The 14362-nt window shown below is 62.2% G+C and carries 15 protein-coding genes; 9 read left to right on the forward strand and 6 right to left on the reverse strand.

From position 1 onward, the window contains the following. Positions 1-274 precede the first annotated feature (274 nt). Positions 275-1567 carry an autotransporter outer membrane beta-barrel domain-containing protein gene (locus tag ABMC89_RS07695; RefSeq protein ID WP_349566839.1) on the forward strand — a complete coding sequence of 431 codons (1293 nt, stop codon included), beginning with the start codon at positions 275-277 and terminating at the stop codon, positions 1565-1567. Positions 1568-1766: 199 nt separating this feature from the next. On the opposite strand, the gene ABMC89_RS07700 is transcribed toward ABMC89_RS07695, so the two are convergent. Further along, complete coding sequence (locus ABMC89_RS07700; RefSeq protein WP_349566841.1) at positions 1767-2990, reverse strand: acyl-CoA dehydrogenase; 1224 nt, start codon at positions 2988-2990, stop codon at positions 1767-1769. 107 nt (positions 2991-3097) lie between these two features. On the opposite strand from ABMC89_RS07700, the gene ABMC89_RS07705 reads away from it, so the two are divergent. Beyond that, positions 3098-3991: a LysR substrate-binding domain-containing protein gene (locus ABMC89_RS07705; protein WP_349566843.1), complete on the forward strand. Its 894-nt coding sequence runs from the start codon at positions 3098-3100 to the stop codon at positions 3989-3991. Between the two features lie 105 nt (positions 3992-4096). Then, positions 4097-4558: a cupredoxin domain-containing protein gene (locus ABMC89_RS07710; protein WP_349566845.1), complete on the forward strand. Its 462-nt coding sequence runs from the start codon at positions 4097-4099 to the stop codon at positions 4556-4558. A gap of 76 nt (positions 4559-4634) precedes the next feature. Here the strand turns inward: ABMC89_RS07710 and ABMC89_RS07715 are convergent, their stop codons facing one another. Next, entirely contained in the window at positions 4635-5315 is a 681-nt protein-coding gene (locus ABMC89_RS07715) for an SOS response-associated peptidase (RefSeq protein WP_349568561.1), read from the reverse strand. Positions 5316-5512: 197 nt separating this feature from the next. Continuing rightward, on the reverse strand, positions 5513-7069 hold the full coding sequence (locus ABMC89_RS07720; RefSeq protein ID WP_349566847.1) for a bifunctional metallophosphatase/5'-nucleotidase: 1557 nt from the start codon (positions 7067-7069) through the stop codon (positions 5513-5515). A gap of 162 nt (positions 7070-7231) precedes the next feature. Here ABMC89_RS07720 and ABMC89_RS07725 point away from each other — a divergent pair, with 162 nt between their 5' ends. Genes ABMC89_RS07725 through ABMC89_RS07735 form a run of 3 tightly spaced genes read left to right on the forward strand, consistent with a single transcriptional unit; the run spans position 7232 to position 9050 of the window. Beyond that, positions 7232-7582 (forward strand): DUF952 domain-containing protein, encoded by a 351-nt coding sequence (locus tag ABMC89_RS07725; RefSeq protein WP_349566849.1) that lies wholly within the window; start codon positions 7232-7234, stop codon positions 7580-7582. After that, positions 7579-8010 (forward strand): DUF1330 domain-containing protein, encoded by a 432-nt coding sequence (locus ABMC89_RS07730; protein WP_349566851.1) that lies wholly within the window; start codon positions 7579-7581, stop codon positions 8008-8010. The genes ABMC89_RS07725 and ABMC89_RS07730 overlap by 4 nt, the downstream gene beginning before the upstream one ends. 17 nt (positions 8011-8027) lie before the next feature. Further along, on the forward strand, positions 8028-9050 hold the full coding sequence (locus ABMC89_RS07735) for a quinone-dependent dihydroorotate dehydrogenase (protein ID WP_349568563.1): 1023 nt from the start codon (positions 8028-8030) through the stop codon (positions 9048-9050). Here the strand turns inward: ABMC89_RS07735 and ABMC89_RS07740 are convergent. From ABMC89_RS07740 to ABMC89_RS07750, 3 genes are read right to left on the reverse strand one after another with little or no spacing between them, the layout of a single operon-like run. Next, positions 9047-10369 carry an MATE family efflux transporter gene (locus ABMC89_RS07740; protein WP_349566853.1) on the reverse strand — a complete coding sequence of 441 codons (1323 nt, stop codon included), beginning with the start codon at positions 10367-10369 and terminating at the stop codon, positions 9047-9049. The genes ABMC89_RS07735 and ABMC89_RS07740 overlap by 4 nt on opposite strands. A gap of 8 nt (positions 10370-10377) precedes the next feature. Then, a complete protein-coding gene (locus ABMC89_RS07745) occupies positions 10378-10896 on the reverse strand; it encodes a PaaI family thioesterase (RefSeq protein WP_349566857.1) in 519 nt (172 codons plus the stop codon). Continuing rightward, positions 10893-11315, reverse strand: coding sequence for a PaaI family thioesterase (locus ABMC89_RS07750; protein ID WP_349566859.1), 423 nt, complete (start codon positions 11313-11315; stop codon positions 10893-10895). The genes ABMC89_RS07745 and ABMC89_RS07750 overlap by 4 nt, the downstream gene beginning before the upstream one ends. A 133-nt stretch (positions 11316-11448) precedes the next feature. Here ABMC89_RS07750 and ABMC89_RS07755 point away from each other — a divergent pair, with 133 nt between their 5' ends. The 3 genes from ABMC89_RS07755 (at position 11449) to ABMC89_RS07765 (ending at position 14333) form a co-directional block, all read left to right on the forward strand. After that, entirely contained in the window at positions 11449-11829 is a 381-nt protein-coding gene (locus ABMC89_RS07755; protein ID WP_349566861.1) for a MerR family transcriptional regulator, read from the forward strand. 240 nt (positions 11830-12069) lie between these two features. Continuing rightward, positions 12070-12468 (forward strand): MerR family transcriptional regulator, encoded by a 399-nt coding sequence (locus tag ABMC89_RS07760; protein ID WP_349566863.1) that lies wholly within the window; start codon positions 12070-12072, stop codon positions 12466-12468. Between the two features lie 83 nt (positions 12469-12551). After that, positions 12552-14333, forward strand: coding sequence for an acyl-CoA dehydrogenase C-terminal domain-containing protein (locus ABMC89_RS07765; RefSeq protein WP_349566866.1), 1782 nt, complete (start codon positions 12552-12554; stop codon positions 14331-14333). The last annotated feature ends 29 nt before the right edge of the window (positions 14334-14362 follow it).

Genomic DNA, 14362 nt, shown 5'->3' on the forward strand with positions numbered 1-14362 from the left:
GAATAACATCTTAAATTCCCGCAGGAATTGAATTTTTGATACCCGCATCCTTCCCGAGGGGGCCGGAAACGCATTGTTTCCTGAACTAGAAAACCATTTATTTCAGATTGCTAGACAACATTCGGCCCAATTGGTGCCACATTCTCGACAAATTTGATCGTGACGCAGAATACGATCTTTATTAACCTTTCTTTATCTCACGGCTGGGTCCGAAACGGATACAGCGCCATCCGCGAATGGTCGTTGGGTGGAGATGGATAAAAGGGAAAATACGATGATTTCGCGTCTTACATTTACAACAAGCACATTCGCCGTTTTGGCGTTGACCGCCGGCGCAGCATTTGCCGACACCAACCAAGCACATCTGAAGCAAACGCAGACTGGCACGGGTGCAGGTACGAACTCCGCACTGGTTGTCCAGAGCGGTTCGGACAACGAAGCAGGTTCGGCAACTCAGAACATGAAGCAGACCGCTTCCAGCAATTCGAACAACGATTTGAACATCCTTCAGTCGGGGAACAACAACGATATCGGCTTGAACGGCTTCTCGCAGCTGTCGCAGTACGCTTCGTCTCCGAACGGTAACACCGCTGACATCGAACAGCAGTCCAATGACAACGTTGTTGGCAAGGTCGAACAGAAAAACCGCTTTGGTGGCGCCGTGGGCGCGACAGGCAACGCCCTGACGATCCTGCAAACCGGCGGTGACGACAACGTCATTACCTCTGTCTCGCAGGACAAGCACAAGGGCGGCGGCGGCAACACAGCCGACATCACGATGACGGGCGCAAGCAACACGATCTCGTCCGTCGTTCAGGCTGTGACAGGCGGCGTGCAGGGCAACAACATGACTGTGACGATCTCCGGCGGTGACAACGGCCGTGGAACGCTTTCCGGCTTTGCCGCTTTGAGCGGCGCGGAAACCAGCACGCTCAAACAGGGCTTCAAGGACGTTAATAACGGCAACGCGGCTAAGGGCAACAACTCCCTCACGCTGGATATTTCGGGTGGCTCGAACCAGTTCGGCGTGACGCAACAAGGCGTCAACAACACCGTCGGCACACTGTCGATCACCGGCGACAGCAACCAGCTGGGCATATATCAGGACGGCGACGCGAACAGCGTTGATCTTGCTGTCCTCGGCGGAGCCTTCAACAATGTCGGCGTAACGCAGGGCGGAACGAACTACTCCGACATCTCGATCGTGGGCAACAGCAACCAGGCATCAATCACCCAATCCGGTCTTAACGGCGATGGCACAGACGGGTTTGGTGTGGAACTGTCGATCAACGGCGATTTCAACGGTACGGGTACCTTCAGCGGCTACGCGGCCGGTTCTTTGCTGGTGAATGGCACGATCGACCAGTCAGGCAACAACAACCTGTTCACTGCGTCAATCACTGACGACGGCAACATGTTCGCCGGCTTGCAGTTTGGTGATGACAACACCGCCAACATCACTGTCGCCGGGAATACAAACCAGTTTGCGGTTTCTCAGGTCGGCAACACGAACGTTGCGAACCTGGCGCAGACAGGCAACAACAACAACGCCTTCATTAATCAGTAAGCCTCGCGCTTGACTGTTACGAACTGGGCCGCCCTTCGGGGCGGCCCTTTTCCGTTCGGGTCTGGCCCTTGCGGTCTGCACGTTCCGGTGCAACGGCGACAGGGTTTTCCGCCTCCCCATCACACCCCCCATGAAAACAAAAAATCCCGCGCACAGATCGGTGCGCGGGATTGTTCGTCACGACAGATGCGGCTGTGTCTTAAAAGAACGCCTGCAGGCCGGTCTGGGCACGGCCGAGGATCAGCGCGTGCACATCGTGCGTGCCCTCGTAGGTGTTCACCGTCTCGAGGTTCATCATGTGGCGGATGACCTGGAACTCACCCGAGATGCCGTTGCCGCCGTGCATGTCACGAGCGTGGCGCGCGATCTCCAGCGCCTTGCCACAATTGTTCCGCTTGACGATCGACACCATTTCGGGCGCGGCATTGGCCTGATCCATCAGACGGCCCACCTGCAACGATGCCTGAAGGCCCAGCGTGATTTCTGTCATCATGTCGGCCAGTTTCTTCTGGAACAGCTGCGTCTGCGCCAGTGGCTTGTTGAACTGGTGACGGTCCAGACCGTACTGGCGCGCAGCGTGCCAGCAGAACTCGGCCGAGCCCATGACGCCCCAGCTGATGCCGTAGCGCGCGCGGTTCAGACAGCCGAACGGACCTTTCAGACCCTGCACATTCGGCAGCAGTGCCTCTTCGCCAACCTCGACGCCGTCCATGACGATTTCGCCCGTGATCGACGCGCGCAACGACAGCTTGTTGCCCACCTTCGGCGCGCTCAGACCCTTCATGCCTTTTTCGAGGATAAAGCCGCGGATCTTGCCGCCGTGCTCTTCCGACTTGGCCCAGACCACGAAGACATCCGCGATCGGTGCGTTCGAAATCCACATCTTCGATCCGGTGATCTTATAGCCGTTCGCGGTTTTCTCGGCGCGGGTTTTCATTCCTGCGGGGTCGGAGCCGGCATCGGGTTCGGTCAGGCCGAAACAGCCGATGAATTCACCGCTCGCCAGCTTGGGCAGGTATTTCTTGCGCTGCGCCTCGGAGCCGTATGCGTAGATCGGATACATGACCAAGGACGACTGCACCGACATCATCGAACGGTAGCCACTGTCCACACGCTCGACCTCGCGCGCGACAAGACCGTAGGAGACATAGCTGCCACCCAGCCCGCCGTATTCCTCGGGGACCGTAACGCCCAGAAGGCCCATCTCGCCCATCTCGCGGAAGATCGACGGATCGGTTTCTTCGTTCTCATAGGCCTTGATGACGCGCGGCTGGAGCTTTTCCTGCGCGTAGGATTTCGCGGATTCCATGATCATCCGCTCGTCTTCTTCCAGCTGGTCGTTCAGACGCAGCGGGTCGGACCATTCGAATGCCGCCATGTCGGGGGCATCTTTTGCTTTCAAAATAGGGGCTTCGGCGTTCATGGTAGTTCCTTTCACGCTGATTACGGTTTGGATTGACGTCTTTATTGCATTTTTCGCGGGAAAATTCTAACGATGCTTGATCCTCAACATATGAGTTTATGTAATACATGATCGCGCCGCGTCGATACCTTCCGTCGGTTTCCGCCCTTCTCGCCTTCGAGGCTTGCGCGCGTCTGGGGTCGGCCACGCAGGCCGCGACCGAGCTTTCGCTCACGCAATCCGCGATCAGCCGCCAGATCAAGACGCTGGAGGAACAGCTGGGCGTCGAGCTGATGGCACGGCAGGGGCGCCAGCTGGTCCTGACGCAAGTCGGACAGGATTACGTAAGAGAAGTCCGCGAGGTGCTGGGCAGGCTCGCGCAGGCCTCCATCAACGCGCGGACGGACCGGCAGTCAGGCGTGCTGACGCTGGCAATCCTGCCGGCATTCGGGATGCATTGGCTGGCGCCCCGGCTGTCTGGTTTTTCCGCCGCCCACCCCGAAGTCACCGTGAATCTTTCGACGCGCCTGCGGCCGTTTTCGCTGGGCCCCTCGCCTTTCGATGCGGCGATCCATTTCGGCCACGAAGACTGGCCCGGCGTGCACTACATGCCGCTTTTGCCCGAAATCGTCGTGCCGGTCTGCGCGCCGGACCTTCACGGTGCGCCCTTTGATGACCCCGCGGCGATGCTCGCGCATCCGCTCTTGCATCTAGAAACCCGCCCGCGCGCATGGGCGCGATGGCTGGAGGCCGTCGGCCACGCGGACGCGCCGCCGCACGGCATGATGTTCGACCAGTTCGCCACGATGGCGCAGGCGGCGATGCACGGGCTGGGCATCGCGCTGTTGCCGACCTTCGTTGCCGATCCCTACCTGAAAAGCGGCCAGCTCAAGCTGGCATCGGACAAGACAAACGAAAGCATCGGCAGTTACTTCCTTGTCTGGCCCGACGACCGCCCCGCGCCCCGCGCCCTGCGCGCGTTTTGCGAATGGCTGGAGACGCAGGCAAAAAGCGTTCAGTGACGCTCAGATTGCTAAAATTTTGCCTTGATTGTCAAAATTCGGCCACATTCATACTCTAGAAACGTCTTTCAGTGACCGGGTGGGGCCGACACGAAGGAGCATCAAATGCTTAACACATATCGCGCGCGCGCAGCTTTTGCGGCCGCCTTTCTGACCTGCGCGGCCGGTCCGGCCGTATCCGAAAACTTCGACATCCTCATGATGGAGAACGCGTTCTTCCCGGAAGTAACCTTTGTCCAGCCGGGTGACACCGTCACATTCGTGAACATGTCCGGCCTGCCGCGCAACATCGCGGCCACGGACAAAAGCTGGGACACCGAAAACATCATGGACGGCGGGAGCCTCACGGTCACCGTCAGCAGCGAGATGTCCAGCGAATTCAAACTCTCCGTCAAAGGCGCCGCCAATGACGACAGCGGCACTGCCGTGGGTCATGGTGAAGAAGGTGCCCTGACGGATGACAACCTGACACTCTCCGGCGACGAAGCCGCAACCGCGGAAAGCGCGGCTGCAGTTGTTATCGGCAAGCTTGATTTCACCGCGCCCACTATTGTCGCGGCTGACTGACGGCCACCCGCTCTTTTCGTGATCTTTCCCGGCGCTGCCCCCCACGCAGTCGCCGGGATTGCGCGTGGCGCGCGACCTAGCTTTCGGGATCGAAGGGCTCGATCAGTTCGGGCCCCGAGGCGCGGTTGGAATTTACCGCGCGGTCCACGCGGTGCCAGCGCAGCGCGTCTTCCGGCGCTGCCCGCATCAGTCTGGCGGCCCCCTTCCCGGCCTCCCCCAGCCAAAGCCCGCAGTCTTTTTGCTCGACGATCACCGGCATGCGGTGGTGGATTTCCTGCATCGCGTCATTCGCCGCCGTGGTCAGGATCGCCACGGTATGCCACGTCTCGCCGGTTTTCGGATCCGTCCACGCCTGCCAGAGCCCGGCGAAAGCCAGCGGCGCGCCATCCTCGCGGGTGATATACCACGGGTCGCGCCCACCCTCGCTGTCCTTGGTCCATTCGTAGAACCCGCTTGCCACGACCAGAACGCGCCGGTCGTGGACCGCTGACTTGAATGCCGGTTTTTCCAGCACGGTTTCCGCACGCGCGTTGATCAAGAGCGGGCCGTCGTTGGGTTTCGTGTACCAGTGCGGAATGAGCCCCCAGCGCATCGGCTCCAACCGGCGGGCGCGATCGGCACCGCCACTGACAACAGCCACCTGCGTTGTCGGACACACGTTGTAGTCGGGCGTCTGCGGCAGGTCGTTCGACGGTGCTGCGTCAAAGACATGCGCCATCGCGTCGATCGGCACCGTCACGGCCATACGTCCACACATCTCCAGTCCCTCCGCCCGTTTGCCAAGGGGATGGTAGCGGGCTGCGCCTTTACCGCAAGGCGCGGCGGCCTGCGTCGCGCAATCGGACCGCCCCGCCGCTGCGGGCCAGTCATCCTGACGCTGTTGCGGGCCCATGAAAAAGGCGCGCGCGGGTTTCCCTGCGCGCGCCTGCATTGCGCGGCTCTTTTGGCCGGTGATTATTTCACCGTGATGCGGCCATCGGTATAGGGCTTGTAGGGCGCGTTCGCGGCCAGATACTCCGCCGTGACATCCGCCAGATCGGGGCCGAAGTCGTAGGGGTTCATCGCGGTCTTGAACATCGCATAGCCGTCGCCACCGTTGCGCACGTAGTTATTGGACACCACGCCGTAAGTTGCCTCGGGATCAATTGGCTCGCCGCCGATCATCACGTCGGACACGCGCGATCCGGGTTCTGCGCTCGCATCGAAGGCATAGCTCATGCCCGCAACCTGCGGGAAACGGCCCGCGCCTTCCTCGATCTGGCTGACGCCGTTCTCAAGCGCCTCGATCAGGGTCGATCCCTTCACCTCGAAGGTCGACAGCGTGTTCTGGAACGGAAGAACCGTCAGCACCTCGCCCATGGTGACCTCTCCCGCGTCGATGGACGCACGGATGCCGCCACCGTTCTGGATAGCGACCTGAATGCCCTGATCGGCGACACGCGCCAGCATGGCGTCGGCGATGAGATTGCCCATCGTGCATTCCTGCGCGCGGCAGACTTCGCGGTCCCCGCTGATCGCTTCTTCGGTTTCCGCCACGACGCGGTTGCGGATCTCTTCCAGCGGTGCCGCCATTTCGGCGATACGCTCGACCGTCGCTTCGTCTTCGGCGACCGAGGCGTCGATCAGGATCGGCTCGCCCACGGCTTCGGTGATGTTACCGTCGTCGTCGAAAGTGACGTTCAATTCGCCCAGATATTTCCCGTAGGCATAGGCCTGAACGATAGCCGTGTTTCCGACCATCGTCGGATAGGGGCCTTCGGCGCGATCGCTGGTGTTGCTCAGCAGGGTGTTGGAGTGGCCACCCACGATCACATCGACGCCAGTCGTGTTGGCCGCGACTTCCTGATCGACGGCATAGGACGAGTGGCTGAGCACGATGATCTTGTTCACCCCGTCGGCGGTCAGCTTGTCGACCTCGGCCTGAACGGCAGCGACGGGATCGGAGAAGGTGATGTTGTCGCCGGGGGCCGCGAGCTCGTCGGTATCCTCGGGCGTCAGGCCGATAAGGCCGATCCGTTCACCGCCGCGTTCGATCACGGTGGATTTTTGCAGCTTGTCGGCCAGCAGCGGCTCGGCGCTGACATCGGCGTTCGACATCAGGATCGGGAATTCGATCGCCGCCATGAACGATGCAAGCACTTCGGGCCCGTCGTCAAATTCGTGGTTGCCCACGGTCATGCCGTCATAGCCGAGCTTGTTCATCATCTCGGCGGCCATGGCCCCCTTGTAGTAGTTGTAGAACAGCGTGCCCTGAAACTGGTCTCCGCCGTCCACGAGGATCGCGTTGTTGGTGCGCGATTGCGCGTCCTTGATCGCTGTCACCAGACGCGCGGTCCCGCCGAAACATTCGCCTGCGGTGTTGTCCTCGGCGCCGCATGGACCGTCGTATTTGCTGATCGGCTCGAATCGTGCGTGAAAATCGTTGGTGTGCAGGATGGTCAGTTTGTATTCGGCACTGGCCATTCCCGCACTCAGGCCAAGAACGGCCGCGCTGAGAAGGAATCGTTTCATTATCGGGTCTCCCGTTGGGTTTCTGACGGTATCAAAGCCTGCCACCGGCTGCCTGTCAAAGCGGATGTGCGGCCCCCGCCACCTCCCGCAGCGTCACCCCTGCCGATCTGCGCAAAGCCGGGGCACTTGACCCTCAGGGCGCGAAAAGCCATTCAGGGAAGCATGCATATCTTCAAGATTTTCCGCGCTGCCGAATGGCAGGCGCTGCGCGCCAACGGCGAAACCGCCGGGGCGCCGATCGATGTGGCCGACGGCTACGTTCACTTCTCTACTGCGACGCAGGCGGCGGAAACCGCCGCCAAGCATTTCGCCGCAGAGGACGACCTGTTCCTGCTGGCGGTCGAGACGGACACCCTGGGCGATGACCTGAAATGGGAACCCTCCCGCGGCGACGCGCTGTTCCCGCATCTCTACCGCAACCTGCGGCTGGCCGATGTGATCTGGGCGCAGCCGCTGCCGCTGGTGGACGGCAAACACCAGTTCCCCGCCGGGCTAGAGGAGGCCGCAGAGTGACCGGATATGTAGACACAGACCGCGCGCAGTTCGAGATCTTCAAATCCCTGCCCCGCGATACACCGATCGAAATGCTCAACCTCGTGCAATTCAACGATCTGGCCAACTATCCGGGCGACCACGAGCGGGCCCGCGACGGGCTGACCGGGGCGCAGGCCTACGCGCTTTACGGCCAACACAGTGGTCCGGTCCTGAAAAAGGTCGGAGGAGAGATCATCTGGCGCGGCGGTTTCGACGTCACGCTGATCGGTGATCCGTCCGAACAGTGGGACGCGATGTTCATCGCCCGCTACCCCACCGCAGGAGCGTTTCTGGCCATGGTCACCGACCCGGATTACAAGAAGGCGGTTGTCCACCGCACCGCCTCCATCAAGAATTCGCGGCTGATCCGTGCCCGTGGGCTGCCGCCGCAGGATATCTTTGCGTGAGCGCGCTTCTGGAGGCTATGGGCCTGAGCCTTCTGCGCCAGATTGATCCCGAAACCGCCCATGGCCTTGCGATCCGTGCCTTGCAGGCGGGGCTCGGGCCGAAAACCGGTCCGGTGACCTCGGCGCGTCTGCGCACAAACGTCGCCGGGATCGAGCTGCCCAATCCCGTCGGCCTCGCGGCGGGATTCGACAAGAACGCGCAGGCGGTCACGCCGCTTGGCGCGGCGGGTTTCGGATTTATCGAGGTGGGTGCGGCGACGCCCCGCGCGCAGGCAGGCAATCCGCGCCCGCGGCTGTTCCGGCTGTCCGACGACCGCGCCGCGATCAACCGCTTCGGGTTCAACAACGAAGGCATGGACGCCATCGTCGCGCGTCTGGCGCGCTCCTCCTGCCAGATACCCGTTGGTCTGAACCTCGGGGCCAACAAGGACAGCGCCGACCGCGCGGGCGACTTTGCCCGCGTGATGGAAGCGGCCCGCGACCACGTCGATTTCGCCACCGTCAACGTCTCCTCCCCCAACACCGAGAAACTGCGCGATCTTCAGGGCAAGGCCGCGCTGTCGGCGCTGCTCGATGGTGTGATGGCCGCGCGCGGGACAACGCCGGTCTTTCTGAAAATAGCGCCCGATCTGACCGTTGCAGAGATCACCGAGATCGCCGAGGTTGCGCAGGACGCGGGGGTCGCGGCAATCGTTGCGACCAATACGACACTCAGCCGCGAGGGGCTGCGATCTGCGCAGCGCGAACAGGCAGGCGGGCTGTCCGGTGCGCCGCTTTTCGAACGCTCGACGCGGGTGCTGGCGCGGCTGTCGTCCTGCAGCGATCTGCCGTTGATCGGCGTGGGCGGTATCGCCAGCGCGCAGGACGCTTACGCCAAGATCTGCGCGGGCGCCTCGGCGGTGCAGCTTTATACCGCGCTGGTTTATGGCGGGATGCGCATGGTGCCAAAAATCGCCCACGAGCTTGACGCCTTGCTGGCGCGGGACGGTTTTGCGACCGTTGCGGATGCGGTCGGCAGCCGCCGCGACGACTGGCTCTAGGCCGCCGCGCGCTCGAGCGAGGGATACCGCAGGCCCAGCGTGATGCCCCGCGCGATGAAGGCGATAAGCATCGCCAGCCACAGACCGTGGTTGCCCAGAGGCGGCAGCAACAGCGCCACCGCGACCGCATAGATGACAAAGGACAGGGCCATCATGTCGCGCATGTCGCGGCTGCGGGTCGCGCCCACGAATATCCCGTCGAGCATGAAGGCCGCGCAAGCCAGCACCGGCAGGCCCACCAGATAGGGCAGATAGATCCGCGCCGCGTCACGCACGGGCTCGGAGGTGGTCATCAGGTCGATGATCGCTCCGCCGCCTAGCGCATAGGCAAGCGACAGAAGCCCGGCAGACGCCATTCCCCACCCCGATGCCAAAAGGGCCGCGCGCCGCAGCCGCACCGGATCGCGCTGTCCCGTGGCCTTGCCCACCAGCGCCTCGGCCGAAAAGGCAAACCCGTCGAGGGCGAAGCTGGCGATCATCAGGAACTGCAAAAGCAGCTGATTGGCGGCGAGGGTCACATCGCCCTGCCCCGCACCGAAAAACATGAAGCTGACAAAGATGGCCTCCAGCAGCAGCGACCGGATCAGGATGTCCGAGTTCACCCGCATCATCCGTACCCAGCGCGCCCCGTCAAAAACCTGGACCCAATCGCGCCATGCGGGCGCGGCAAAGGCCGCCCGGCAGAACCAGAGTCCCAGCGCCAACCCGCTCCATTCCGCAAGAAACGTGGCAAAGGCCACGCCGCCCACGCCCCAGCCCAGCCCGATCACGAACCACAGATCGAGCACGATATTCAGCCCGTTCATCCACAGTTGCAGAACCAGAACCGCGCGGGTGCGTTCCGCCGCGATCAGCCAGCCGGTGATACCGTAAAGCGCGATCGCAGCGGGAGCCGACCAGACGCGGATGGTCATGTACTGGCGTGCCAGCACCTCGACTTCGGCGCTGGCGGGCGAAACCCGGAACGCAGCCCAGAAAAGCGCCGACTGGAGCGCAATGATCACGACACCCGCCCCCAGCCCGATCATCAGCGCACGCGTGAGAAGCGCCGCCACCTCGCCACTGTCGCCCTGCCCCTCGGCCTGCGCCGCAAGACCGACCGTGCCCATGCGCAAGAAGCCGAAGACCCAGTAGAACGCCGACAGGATCACCGCGCCGATGCCGACCGCACCGATCGGCGCGGCCAGACCCATCTGCCCCACAACGCCAGTGTCCACGGCGCCCAGTATCGGCACCGTCGCATTCGACAGCACCACAGGCACGGCGATTTGCAGGATACGGCGATGGCTCAGCCGCTGCGGGGCTGCGGTCCCGGTCATGGTCACGGTCAGTCGCTACGCTGGTGGGGCATGACGAAATGACCCAGCCCTTCGGCGTAATGGCGGTCGCGGTTATCCTGCCAGGCCTCGACCTGCACCGACGCATAGCGCCGCCCCGCCCGGGTGATCCGCGCGCGGGCGTAGGCGTCGCGCGGCAGGCCGGTGCGCAGGTAGTCTACTGTAAAATCCACGGTCTTTGGCAGACGCGGAAGATCCGCCGGTGCGGCATCATCGAAACTGAGCTTGCCGGCCTCCAGATCGTCCCACAGATAGGTCCAGTTCAGGGTCATCACCGCTGTCACTTCGAGGAAGGCGGCAGTCGCCCCGCCGTGCAGCGCGGGAAGCAGCGGATTGCCGATCAGGTCCTGCTTGAACGGCATGATGCCGGTCAACTCGTCACCGCGCCGTTCGAATTCGATCCCCAGAAAGCGAATGTAGGGGACTGCATTGACCAACGCGCGCAGCGCACCGTCGCGGCGCTGTTTGACGACCTGTACGGGTTCGGGTTTTCCGCGTTTGCCGCTCATGCGCGTTTCTCCACCGTGAAGGCCCCTGTGGCCGTGGCGACAGGATTGTCTTCGTCGTCGTCCGTGGCGGTTGCCCGCACGAAGGCGACCGAGCGCGTCAGATGATAGCAGGTTGCGCGCGCCGTGATCGCCTGACCGGGCGTTGCGGGGCGCATGTAATCGATGCGCAGATCAATCGTTGCCGTTCCCGCAAGGTTCTCGGGATGGCACATCACCGCCGCACCGCAACAGGTATCCATCAGCGCCGAAACCGCGCCGCCGTGGATCACGCCCGTTGCGGGGTCGCCGATCAGCTCTTCCTTGTAGGGCATCCGGATCGCCGCACTCCCCTCGCCCATCTCGCGTGGCTCCATCCCCAATAGTACCGAATGGGGAAGGGCTTCGATAAACTGGCGCGCCAGTTTGCTTCGGTCGACCATGATTGTTTTGTCCTGCGAAATTGGGGCTCGGGCGGTTGGCCCTTTTACACCGCACGCGCGCAGAAAGGGCAAGTGCGGGCGTTGCACATCCGCGCGCGCCGCTCTAGCTTTGGTCTGGGAGGATCAGCCGGATATGCCAGAAGACGAGCGTCTGACATTCAAGGAGATGTGCGCGAAGTTCGACGTGACGCCGCGCACGCTGCGCTACTACGAATATATCGAACTGCTGTCCCCCGACCGCGAAGGCCGTGCGCGTTTCTACGGCCCGCGCGAAGTCGCCCGCATGAAGCTGATCATGCGCGGGCGGATGTTCGGCTTCCCGCTCGAGGGAATCCGCCAGTGGCTGTTGATCTACGAAAACGAAGGCACCGAAACGCAGATGCGCCTGTGGGTCGACATCGCGGACAAGCAGCTTGCCGAACTGGCCGAAAAGCGCCGTGAACTGGACGAGGCGATGTCCGAGCTCAAGCGTTTGCGCGATGACACGCAAAAGGCGCTGGACCAGACCACCTGATCCGCGCCGCACGGCGGAAAACAGCCGGTCCAATCCCGAAAACTGCTACAGAACCGCTCCAAAAGACGGATTTCCGCGATTTTTCGCGGGCAATATGTCTTGGTTTAACTCGTGACGTAAAGTCTCTTCACGTCACCCTAGCATGTGACGTAACGTATGACTACGTCACCTTCACCAAGTGATGTAAACGGCTCGGACACCCCAAGGATATGCCCGGCCCCGATGATAACGAGACACCCGATGAGTAGCGATACACTTACAATTCGCGAGATGTGCGACACGTTCGACGTGACCCCTCGCACCCTGCGCTTCTACGAAGCCAAGGAACTGCTTTTTCCACAGCGAATCGGGCAGAAACGCCTGTTCACCAAACGCGACCGCGCCCGCCTGAAGCTGATCCTGCGCGGCAAGCGTTTCGGCTTCAGCCTCGAAGAAATCCGCCAGTTGCTCGACCTCTATTACAAAGGCGACGGCCAGTTGAGCCAGCTTGAACAAAGCTACGATCTGGCCTGCAAGCGGCTCGCCGATCTGGAGCAGCAGCGCGCGGAGCTCGACAGTGCGATCAGCGATCTGCGCGACCAGTTGAAATGGGGGGAGAAGATGATCTCGTCCCTGCGCCAGCCCCGCAAGGCAGGCTGAAGACCCCCGAAATTTCGCAGCACGCCCCAGAGCGGTCGTGCCGCACACCTCGCAAACCCGACATACGCTCTAGGGAGAGTTACATGCCCACATACAAAGCCCCCACAAAGGACATGCAGTTCGTTCTGCACGATGTTCTGAAAGTGACCGAAGCCAAGATCCCCGGCTACGAGGATCTTGAGCCCGACTTCACCTCGGCCATTCTGGAAGAGGCCGGCAAGCTGACGTCCGAAGTGCTCGCCCCACTGAACGCAGTGGGCGACAAGGAAGGCTGCCGTCTGGAAAACGGCGTCGTCTATACGCCCAAAGGCTTCAAGGAAGCGTTCGACCAGGTGCGCGAAGGCGGCTGGACCGGCCTTGATATGCCCGAGCAATACGGCGGTCAGGGCATGCCCTATGTGATGGGCACCGCGGTTGGCGAGTTCTTCTCTGCCGCGAACCAGGCCTTCACGATGTACCAGGGCCTGACCCACGGCGCGGCCTCCGCGATCCTCGCGCATGGCACCGAGGCGCAGAAGGACACCTACCTGCCCAAGATGACGTCCTGCGAATGGACCGGCACCATGAACCTGACGGAGCCCCACTGCGGCACCGATCTGGGCCTGATGCGCACCAAGGCCGCACCGCAGGAAGACGGAAGCTACAAGATCACCGGCCAGAAGATCTTCATCTCCTCGGGCGAACACGACATGTCCGACAACATCATCCATCTGGTGCTGGCCAAGATCGAGGGCGGCCCCGAAGGCATCAAGGGTGTATCGCTGTTCATCGTGCCGAAGTTCCTGGTGAACGAGGACGGCTCTCTGGGTGCGCGTAACGGCGTCAGCGTCGGCTCCATCGAGGAAAAGATGGGCATCCACGGCAACTCGACCTGCGTGATGAACTACGACGGTGCGACCGGGTATCTTCTGGGGGAAGAGCACAAGGGCATGCGTGCCATGTTCACCATGATGAACGAAGCCCGCCTCGGCGTCGGCATGCAGGGTCTGGCACAGGCCGACGTGGCCTATCAGAACGCGCTGGCCTATGCCCACGACCGGCTTCAGGGCCGCGCAGTGACCGGGGCCCAGGCCCCCGACAAACCTGCCGATCCGCTGATCGTACACCCCGACATCCGCCGCTCGCTGATGGATCAGAAAAGCTTTGCGGAAGGCGCGCGTGCGTTCATCCTGTGGGGCGCCACCATGATCGACGCCGCGCACCGCTCGGATGACAAGGACGCGGACGGTCTGGTGTCGCTGCTGACCCCCGTGATCAAGGGCTTCCTGACCGACGTAGGTTACGACATGACGGTGAAGGCCCAGCAGATCTACGGTGGCCACGGCTACATCGAAGAGTGGGGCATGTCGCAGTTCACCCGCGATGCGCGCATCGCCATGATCTACGAAGGCGCCAACGGCGTTCAGGCGCTCGACCTCGTCGGCCGCAAGCTGGCGCAGGACGGCGGCAAGCACGTGATGGCCTTCTTCGATCTGGTGAAATCCTTCTGCAAGGATAACGCCGGTCTGAACGAAGACTACGACCGTGACTTCATCGAACCGCTGAAGGCGGCGTCGAAGGATCTTCAGGCGGCGGGCATGTATTTCATGCAGAACGGCATGAAAAACCCGAACAACGCTCTCGCAGGGTCGAACGACTTCATGCACATGTTCGGCCATGTCTGCCTTGGCCTGATGTGGGCGATGATGGGTAAGGCCGCGCATGAGGCGCTGGCAAACGGCACCGATGACGCGACGTTCTACGAGACGAAGCTCGCAACCGGTCGCTACTACATGGCGCGCCAACTGCCTGCCACGTCGCTGCACCTGACCCGCATCCAGAGTGGCGCGGACACTGTCATGGCGCTGGACGCCGCGAACTTCTAGACTGCCGGTTGCGGGCGGACTTTCCCCGC

The sequence above is a fragment of the Sulfitobacter sp. HNIBRBA3233 genome (assembly GCF_040149665.1).
Classification (GTDB): Bacteria; Pseudomonadota; Alphaproteobacteria; order Rhodobacterales; family Rhodobacteraceae; genus Sulfitobacter; species Sulfitobacter marinivivus.

Excerpts from the sequence above, each read along its gene's own strand:
- ABMC89_RS07760 (WP_349566863.1), top strand. The coding sequence starts at position 12,070 with ATGAGTAGCGATACACTTACAATTCGCGAGATGTGCGACACGTTCGAC.
- ABMC89_RS07720 (WP_349566847.1), bottom strand. The coding sequence starts at position 7,069 with ATGAAACGATTCCTTCTCAGCGCGGCCGTTCTTGGCCTGAGTGCGGGA.
- ABMC89_RS07765 (WP_349566866.1), top strand. The coding sequence starts at position 12,552 with ATGCCCACATACAAAGCCCCCACAAAGGACATGCAGTTCGTTCTGCAC.
- ABMC89_RS07755 (WP_349566861.1), top strand. The coding sequence starts at position 11,449 with ATGCCAGAAGACGAGCGTCTGACATTCAAGGAGATGTGCGCGAAGTTC.
- ABMC89_RS07745 (WP_349566857.1), bottom strand. The coding sequence starts at position 10,896 with ATGAGCGGCAAACGCGGAAAACCCGAACCCGTACAGGTCGTCAAACAG.
- ABMC89_RS07715 (WP_349568561.1), bottom strand. The coding sequence starts at position 5,315 with ATGTGTGGACGTATGGCCGTGACGGTGCCGATCGACGCGATGGCGCAT.
- ABMC89_RS07710 (WP_349566845.1), top strand. The coding sequence starts at position 4,097 with ATGCTTAACACATATCGCGCGCGCGCAGCTTTTGCGGCCGCCTTTCTG.
- ABMC89_RS07700 (WP_349566841.1), bottom strand. The coding sequence starts at position 2,990 with ATGAACGCCGAAGCCCCTATTTTGAAAGCAAAAGATGCCCCCGACATG.
- ABMC89_RS07740 (WP_349566853.1), bottom strand. The coding sequence starts at position 10,369 with ATGACCGGGACCGCAGCCCCGCAGCGGCTGAGCCATCGCCGTATCCTG.
- ABMC89_RS07705 (WP_349566843.1), top strand. The coding sequence starts at position 3,098 with ATGATCGCGCCGCGTCGATACCTTCCGTCGGTTTCCGCCCTTCTCGCC.
- ABMC89_RS07750 (WP_349566859.1), bottom strand. The coding sequence starts at position 11,315 with ATGGTCGACCGAAGCAAACTGGCGCGCCAGTTTATCGAAGCCCTTCCC.
- ABMC89_RS07695 (WP_349566839.1), top strand. The coding sequence starts at position 275 with ATGATTTCGCGTCTTACATTTACAACAAGCACATTCGCCGTTTTGGCG.
- ABMC89_RS07725 (WP_349566849.1), top strand. The coding sequence starts at position 7,232 with ATGCATATCTTCAAGATTTTCCGCGCTGCCGAATGGCAGGCGCTGCGC.
- ABMC89_RS07735 (WP_349568563.1), top strand. The coding sequence starts at position 8,028 with ATGGGCCTGAGCCTTCTGCGCCAGATTGATCCCGAAACCGCCCATGGC.